Here is an 8,098-nt window from a genome sequence, read left to right as displayed (position 1 = left end):
GAGACAGGTTTAATTATTTAAATATATCTATTAATATTTAAATAAAAAAATTATTCAATTAATCTACATCTTAATAAATTATAATAATAAATTATAATAGTTATTTTTAAAATCATGATTTATCAATTATGGGGGAAGTTAAAGTTAAATTAAGAGGAAAAACCCTTACAATAATGGCCATAATATTGCTTTCCCTTATTTTAAGCTTTTTTGTTATTTCTGAAATATTTTTCATGAATAGTGCCTCAGATACAGAGAGTCAATATGTTAATATGGTTATTAAAAATACCATGATTTCTTTAGAAAATGATCTTAATGCATTGAACAATACCGCAAATGATTGGTCTCAATATGATGCAGCATATAATTTTGTTAAAACAAATAACAGTAATTTTAAAAATCGTAGTCTTATAGACGAGACTTTTTTGAGGCTTAATATAAATTTTATAATATTTACTAATAAATCAGGAGATATTATATTTTCTAAGGCTGTGGATCTTAAAACAGAAAAGGAAATACCAATGTATCACGATCTCAAAAATGTCACGAAAAATTATATAGGGGTTCTCAATCAAAAAAACGGCGCAGAAAGTTCGGGATTTATTTATATAAATGGAAGGCCATTAATGATAGCCGCTAAACCCGTGTTGAAAAGTGATGGTGAGGGACCATCATCAGGATATTTGATCATGGGCCGGTATTTAGATACTTATACTTTAGATAGTTTACCTCCAGAATCTAAGATATATATAACTCCTATTAATTCTTCAGATAACCTTAAACTGTTAAATCAACACAATCAGACTAAATTAGGACTAAATATTTCAAATGATATAATAACTGGTTATACTATATTAAATGGGACTTCTGGCAAACCTTCACTTTTAGTGAAAATAGAAATGCCACGAAATATTTATAAGAGTTCCCAAAGAACTGTATTATTTTTAGCATTATCACTATTAATATCCGGGTTAGTTGCATCTTTTTTTGTTTATTACTACTTGGATAGAAATCTTCTACGTAGGTTAGATAAAATCACTTCAAGTGTTTTAAGGATTGGGCGTAGCAATGATTTATCAGGGAGAGTACCAATACTGGGAGATGATGAACTTGCTGAACAAGCCATATCCATTAATATGATGCTGCAGTCATTAGAAGAATCCAATCAAGAACTCAAAAAAAGTCGAGAAGGTTATAAAACTATTTTTGAAAACACAGGAACCGCAATGCTTTTAGTAGATTCTCAAATGCAAATATTATTGGCTAATACAAAATTTCAGCAGATCTTTGATATAAATATTTCAAAGAATGATTATAATTTGAAGAACTTAATGACGAAAAAAGATCATCCTAAGCTTGAAGATTACCAATTAAACCTGGAAAGCAGTATAAAGAACTTTAAAAATTATGAATTTCAGTTAATTAATAAAAATAATGAGGTAAGAGATTTCTTCGCCACATTTAGTTTTTATAAAACGTCTAATGAAGTATTGATCTCATTGATTGATATAACTGAACATAAAAAAGCAGGAAATAAAATTAGGGAGTCTTTAAAGGAAAAAGAGATTTTATTAAGGGAAATCCACCATAGAGTTAAAAATAATCTGCAAATAATATCGGTACTGTTATCTTTACAATCTGAAGAAATAGAAGATCCTGCAATTCTTGAAAAATATAAAGAAAGCGAGAATCGTATTCATTCCATGGCTTTAATACATGAGAGGATGTATCAATCTGAAGATTTATCCAGTATTGACTTTTCAGATTATGTAACCAATTTAATTGGTGATATTAGCTATGCCTATGGTTTTGATGATAAAAACCTTGAGATTGAAATGGATGTAGAAACTCATAATCTGAGTATTGAAACTGTTATGCCTCTGGGGCTTATTATAAATGAACTGGTGTCTAACAGCCTAAAATATGCTTTTAATGGCAAAAAATCTAATAAAATCAATATTATCTTTAAAAAGGAAGGGGAAAATTGTTATAGATTAGAAGTCATGGATAATGGAATAGGATTCCCTGAATCTATTGATTTTAAAAATACCAGTTCTCTTGGTATGCAGCTTGTTCAAGAGTTGGTTGAACAAATAGAAGGCAAAATTAATCTTTTAAGAGAAGAAGGAACTCATTTTATTATTCATTTCAAAGAGCCAGATTATAAAAAAAGGATTTAGTTTGGACTACGATTTTGTTTAAAAAAATAAAATTAGAGTTTATTAACTCCAAAATCCATTTACCAAACCTGTTTTTCTAAATGCATTCCAGTAAAATTTGACTGCATTCTTATTTTTCTGCATGGAAGTCCATGTCAACCAACTACTTTTGCCACTCATTTTGGGAGTGATTTCCACAAAAGCCATTCCTTTATTATCTGGATCTTCTCGTATTATTATAGTCTGTTGGATAATTATGTTCTTTTTTGTATTTTTAATATCAGTAAATTCCCATTTAGCTAATATTTTTAATTTACTGGTTCCATAAGCATAAGTTTTCCAGCTATTTACGTATTTACTGTCCCAATAGATGTTATCATATCCTGAAGAACTACTGGAATCTATTATATTAGTATTTTTGTTAGTACTTTGATGTTTGTTAGTGTAAGGTAGTGATTTTCTGGCAGATAAATCATTTGTTTGGTTAAATGAATTATTAATAGTTGAATTCGGTTTTGGTGAAACGTTATCCTTTTTTATTTTATAGTCTGAATCTGTTGCATTATTGGTCAAAATTACTGCAGAAGTTACTATGAATAGCGATATGGCAACTATTCCTACTAATAACATGTTCTTTAGAAGTTTTTTATCAATTCCCCAATCCATTATTAACAGCTCCTATTTAAAAAAAGAGTTTATGATTCGTGGAATAGATGATAAGATGGGTTCTTAGTGAAATGAAGGTGTACGGTTTAAAATGAACTACCATCTTATCATCAATTCAGGCGGTCATTCCACGATAATGTATAATGTAAAAGTTTATATATATAAATTTAACCATAAGATATAGTGAAGAAATAGATAATTTGGGAAGTTATTTATATAAAAATCAAAAAATGAGATGTTATTTTTGAAAAACAATGAGATAATGGGATTTTATTCCACCATCAAGGTCTTCACCGATATTATCATCTATTTGAATCATTTTTAAGTCTTGTTTGATAAATAATGATTCTAATTCATTTGGACTTCTCCTTACTTCTAAGCGAGGGCCGTGTTTGGCATGAATTTTCTTATAATCCATGACTGCGATTCTACCTCCTGGTTTTATAATTCTTTTAAGTTCGGATATTGCCTTTTCTGCATTTCCTTTAGCAGTAAACCCATGAAAAACATTTATCATGAGACATACATCTACAATATTATTTTTTAATGGGATATGTTCTGCAATATCTGATTGTAGGGGTATAATGTTATTTATCTGATTCTCTTTGATTTCTTTTTCCATATCTTCAATTGAAGGACCATAATTATCTACAGCATATATTAATGCATCTTTACATAGCATATTATGAGCTTGAATTGCTGTGTGCCCATCACCACACCCTGCATCCATGAAAACTTCATCACCCTCAAGATTAAGTCGCAAAATAATTTCTTTTGCATCTAAAAAAGATTCACTGGATCTACCTTGAATTCTATGTCCGTTAGTAGGGAATAAACCTGTATCATTAGACATTTTTTATCTCCATTTTTATAATCTTTAATTATAATTAATTAATTTTTTTAAATTACGAAATGAGTAAATATTCAGTTCGATTATTAATATTATCCAATCATATTTTTTAACTATTAAATATATTGTTTGTTATGTTTCAAGGTGTATAATTCCTTTTACTAAAAATTAGAAATATTTATATATATCTTACATATTATACGACTTATAATTAAATGCATTTCGAAGTTAAGAAATCATTTGATTATATGAAAATTAATTGGAGGGATTTATATAAAAAGAAACATAACAACTTCAATGTTGCTTATGGTATTATTCATGGTTTCAGCAGGGACAATAATGATAGATCCTGTATCTGCAGCTGATTGGACGGTAAATAGTGGTTCAAACAGTGCAGATATACAAGCTATAATCGATGGAGCAACTAGTGGAGACACGATTAACTTCCAAGCTGGAAATTATGATGATATCAAAGTATTAATTAACAAGACTTTGAATTTAGTTGGTAATGGTGCTGTTTTAAATAGTGTTAACAGCAATAATACTTACATTTTTAAAATAGTAGCATCTGGTGATGTTGATGCTTCAGGTACAACAGTTCAAGGTTTTGAATTTAATTTAATAAACAATACAGAAGCAAAAACTTCAGCATACGCTATTCAATTAGATCGCGTTCAAAATATTTTAATTAAAAATGTAACATCTCATGATGGTAAATCTGGAGTTTACTGTGGTAATGTAAACAATACTATTATAGAAAATTGTACTTTCACTGATGCTTATAATAAAGCTTATTCTGTGAATATAATGGGTGGAACTAACATCACAGTAATAAACAGTTCATTTACTGGAGGAATGGATGCTATATCTATGGCTTCAGGTGCTTCTCATGTGACTGTTGATGGAAACACTTTCAAAGATAATTTATACGCTGCTTTTTGGGGTGGAGGTATAGTATATATAACCTACATCAATAACTTGTTTGATAATTGGACATATGGTGGCTTAGCAATTGAAAAAGCTGCTAATTTAACAAGCATTATAAACAACACATTCATCAATGGAAACGGCGATGCTATATACATTAAAAACTCCAATGCTCACGGAGATTGGACTAATATAACTGCCATTGACATATCTGGAAATGTATTTGAAAACATCACTAACGGTGCTGCCATAGGTGTAGATAAAGAAGGAATATTCCACGGTTCAGGTACTGGAGATTCCATTAAAGGAACAAACAATACTGTAAAAAATGTTTCCAATGGTTATGTCTGTCTCTATTCCACTGGTTCAAACTTGAACTTTACTATGGATTCACACATAAACAAAGCAGATAAAACAGCAAATGTATCAATATCTAGTAGTGTTTCACCTTCTGCAATTAAAACTGGTGATAAAGTAACTTACACGGTAACTGTAAAAAACAAAGGAAATGGATCAGTTGCTAACGTTGTAGTAAATGATATCTTAAAAACTAGTTCTTACAGTAGTTATGCTACTTACATATCCCAAGGAACTTATTCCAATGGAAACTGGAATATAGGGACCTTAGATGCTGGAAATACAGTTTCACTGGTAGTCACTGCAACTGCAATACGATCCGGAGTAACCACATCTCAAGCAGCATTAACTGGTGATAACAATATCACTGCTAAATCCACAAGCTTAAGCAAAACCATTAATAAATACATTAAATTATCTTATAAAAACATAATCAGTGCTAGTAAAGTTAAAAAAGATAAATATGTCTACTTAGCTACCCAAGTCACTAATTATGGTAAAGATAAATCTGGTACAGTGAAAATTAAAATTACTTTACCTAAAGGCATGAAACTGGTAGGTATAAACTATCCATCAGTGTACAATAAGAACACTAAAACTTGGACTGTTTATGTTCCTGCGGGTAAAACCTATAAATTACAGGTAAAAGCTAAAATGTCTACCACTGGAACCAAAAAAGTGACCTTTAATATCAATGGTAAAAACTACTACAAGTACATTAAAGGATACTAATCTTTAAAAAAGTCTTCTTTTAAAAGGAGACTTACTATTTTTTATTTTTTCTATTAACTAAAATATTATATGCAATAGGGAGGTATTTTTATAAAGTCTAATAAACTTATTTTCTTGTCTGTTTTTTTATTAGGGTTGATATCTATGGGATTAACTGTTTCAGAGCCAGTCACTGCAGCAACTGTGTGGACCATTAATGAAACAGATGATGGCATGAATACTAATACACATATTCAATCTATTATTGATAATGCACAAGCAGGAGACACCATACTATTCACGGGGCCACAATACACCCACATCCACCTTTCAATAAACAAACCTTTGAATATAATCAGTACAGTAGGTACTCAAATTTATTCCTGCCCAATGGAAATACCTGTTGGTGCTGACGATTACACTGCATTTGTCATTTATAACGGCGCATCTGGAACTAATATTTCCGGATTTAAAATAAATAATAACGACCAAGGATATGGTATAACTATCAGTAACACTACCCAAATAAATGTCTTTAATAATAGTATCAGCACTGCAAAGGGGATAGGAGTAAATATTATTGATAGTAATGGGATAAAGGTAAAAAACAATACCTTGTTAAATTCCAATTCTGGAATTAGATTAACCAATTCTAATTTAACGAATATCTTGAATAATATAATTACTAATAATAATGAAGATGGAATACTATTTGGAAAAAATGTTTCTCATACTTTAATAGAAGAGAACAATATCAGTTCCAATTTATTTATTGGTATAAACCTTTTAGAATCATGTAATAATACCACTATAAAAAATAACTACATTTCTCTTAATTATAATAGGGGTAATGATGAAGGCCGTGGAATATACATCAATACATTAATCAATGGCCTAAACATTACGGGTAATTTCATTTATAAAAATGGAGATATGGGTATTTATGATGATATTGGAACCACACCTGACGGGTTTACTTTCACAGAAGATACGCAAAACATTGAAAACAATTACATAAATGGTCACACATTTAGAGATGTTGTAAGATATGTGAATGAAAGTGGAGATGCTGTAAGAAAAGAATTATGGTTAAAAGATAACTGTTTTGGCGGAGCTCAGAATCTTTGCCCTTCAGCTCACATTTTAAGTGAAGCTACCATGAGTACCGTTTCTCAAATTTCCCCTGGAAAATATAGTATATCTTTTATTGATACAACAACAGGAAATATTTGCACGGGATTCAATTCATTTTATGTAAACTTCTTCTTAAACAAGAATAACACTAATAAAGGTGGAGCCGATACTGGTGACGTATGGCAGGAAATTTTAGTTAAAAATGGAACTGCAATAGTTGATTTCAGTAAATACACTTACAAAAATACCAACAACACCATTTTTGCTGTAGCCCCCTACACTGCATTCAATTCAGCCTTAAAAAGATCTTATAATATTAGTGATTCAGATATTCCCACTAAATTAAACCTTTCAACTTCTACCACTATAACTCCATCTACTTTTAAGAATGGGGATAGTGTGGTTTATAAGGTGACTGTAAAAAATAGCAACAGTAGAAATGCCGCAGGAGTCAAGGTCAGTAATATTTTATCTTCCACATATTTCACTAGCAGTGCTAAGCCTGCAAGAGGAACTTACTCTAATGGAGTATGGAATATCGGAACATTAAAAGCGGGGGAAACTTTGAGCCTTTCAATCAGTGCCAAAGCAATAAGATCTGGAATCACGACATCAAGACCAACAGTTACAGGGACCAACATAAACAATCTTTATTCAAACACAATCCAGAAAAATATCGCTAAATACATTAAATTAACCTATAAGAATTCAGCTAGTTCTTATAAGATTAAAAGAGGTAAATATGTATATTTGGCTACTCAAGTCATTAATTCTGGAAAAGACAAATCTGGAGCTGTAAAGATTAAGATTACTCTTCCAAAGGGCATGAAACTAGCGGGTACAAATTATTTATCCTACTACAATAAAAATACTAAAACTTGGACTGTTTATGTGCCTGCTGGAAAATCTTATAAATTGCAGGTCAAAGCTAAGGTCACAACCAAAGGAACTAAAAAAATAACCTTCAATATCAATGGTAAAAATTATTACAAATATATTAAAGGTTATTAGAAAAAAATAGTCTTTATGACTATTTCTTTTTTTATTTTTCACCAAATCAGTAATTTATATTTTAATTTTATTTTTATTAATAACATAATTCAAATAACTTGTATCAATTAAGTCATAATGATATGTATTTATACATAAGTCGATAAAAATACCAACAACTCATAGTTTATGGCTAATAATTATGGGCGATTTATATTTGTAATTAACTGGAAGGAGGTGAAAAGATAATCAAAAATTCACAATTAAAAATTATCATCGCATTTGCTTTAATTTGTGTAACTCT

5 protein-coding genes are annotated in these 8,098 nt (G+C 29.9%); 3 read left to right on the top strand and 2 right to left on the bottom strand.

The window, feature by feature from the left end:
• Positions 1-128: 128 nt before the first annotated feature.
• Positions 129-2,180 (top strand): CHASE4 domain-containing protein, encoded by a 2,052-nt coding sequence (locus tag MXE27_RS08030; RefSeq protein WP_248611904.1) that lies wholly within the window; start codon positions 129-131, stop codon positions 2,178-2,180.
• A gap of 42 nt (positions 2,181-2,222) precedes the next feature.
• Here MXE27_RS08030 and MXE27_RS08025 read toward each other — a convergent pair whose 3' ends face one another.
• Both MXE27_RS08025 and MXE27_RS08020 read right to left on the bottom strand, forming a co-directional pair.
• Positions 2,223-2,825: a hypothetical protein gene (locus MXE27_RS08025; RefSeq protein ID WP_248611903.1), complete on the bottom strand. Its 603-nt coding sequence runs from the start codon at positions 2,823-2,825 to the stop codon at positions 2,223-2,225.
• A 238-nt stretch (positions 2,826-3,063) separates the two neighbouring features.
• The gene (locus tag MXE27_RS08020; protein ID WP_248611902.1) at positions 3,064-3,678 is read right to left on the bottom strand and encodes a class I SAM-dependent methyltransferase; all 615 of its coding nucleotides are present in this window, start codon (positions 3,676-3,678) and stop codon (positions 3,064-3,066) included.
• 303 nt (positions 3,679-3,981) lie between these two features.
• Here MXE27_RS08020 and MXE27_RS08015 point away from each other — a divergent pair, with 303 nt between their 5' ends.
• On the top strand, positions 3,982-5,691 hold the full coding sequence (locus MXE27_RS08015) for a right-handed parallel beta-helix repeat-containing protein (protein WP_248611901.1): 1,710 nt from the start codon (positions 3,982-3,984) through the stop codon (positions 5,689-5,691).
• 144 nt (positions 5,692-5,835) lie between these two features.
• Positions 5,836-7,815 carry a right-handed parallel beta-helix repeat-containing protein gene (locus tag MXE27_RS08010; RefSeq protein WP_248611900.1) on the top strand — a complete coding sequence of 660 codons (1,980 nt, stop codon included), beginning with the start codon at positions 5,836-5,838 and terminating at the stop codon, positions 7,813-7,815.
• Positions 7,816-8,098 lie beyond the last annotated feature (283 nt).

Origin of the sequence: Methanobacterium alcaliphilum, assembly GCF_023227715.1 — an archaeon.
In the GTDB taxonomy this organism is placed as follows: Archaea; Methanobacteriota; Methanobacteria; order Methanobacteriales; family Methanobacteriaceae; genus Methanobacterium_E; species Methanobacterium_E alcaliphilum.
This window is presented reverse-complemented; position numbering and strand designations above follow the sequence as displayed.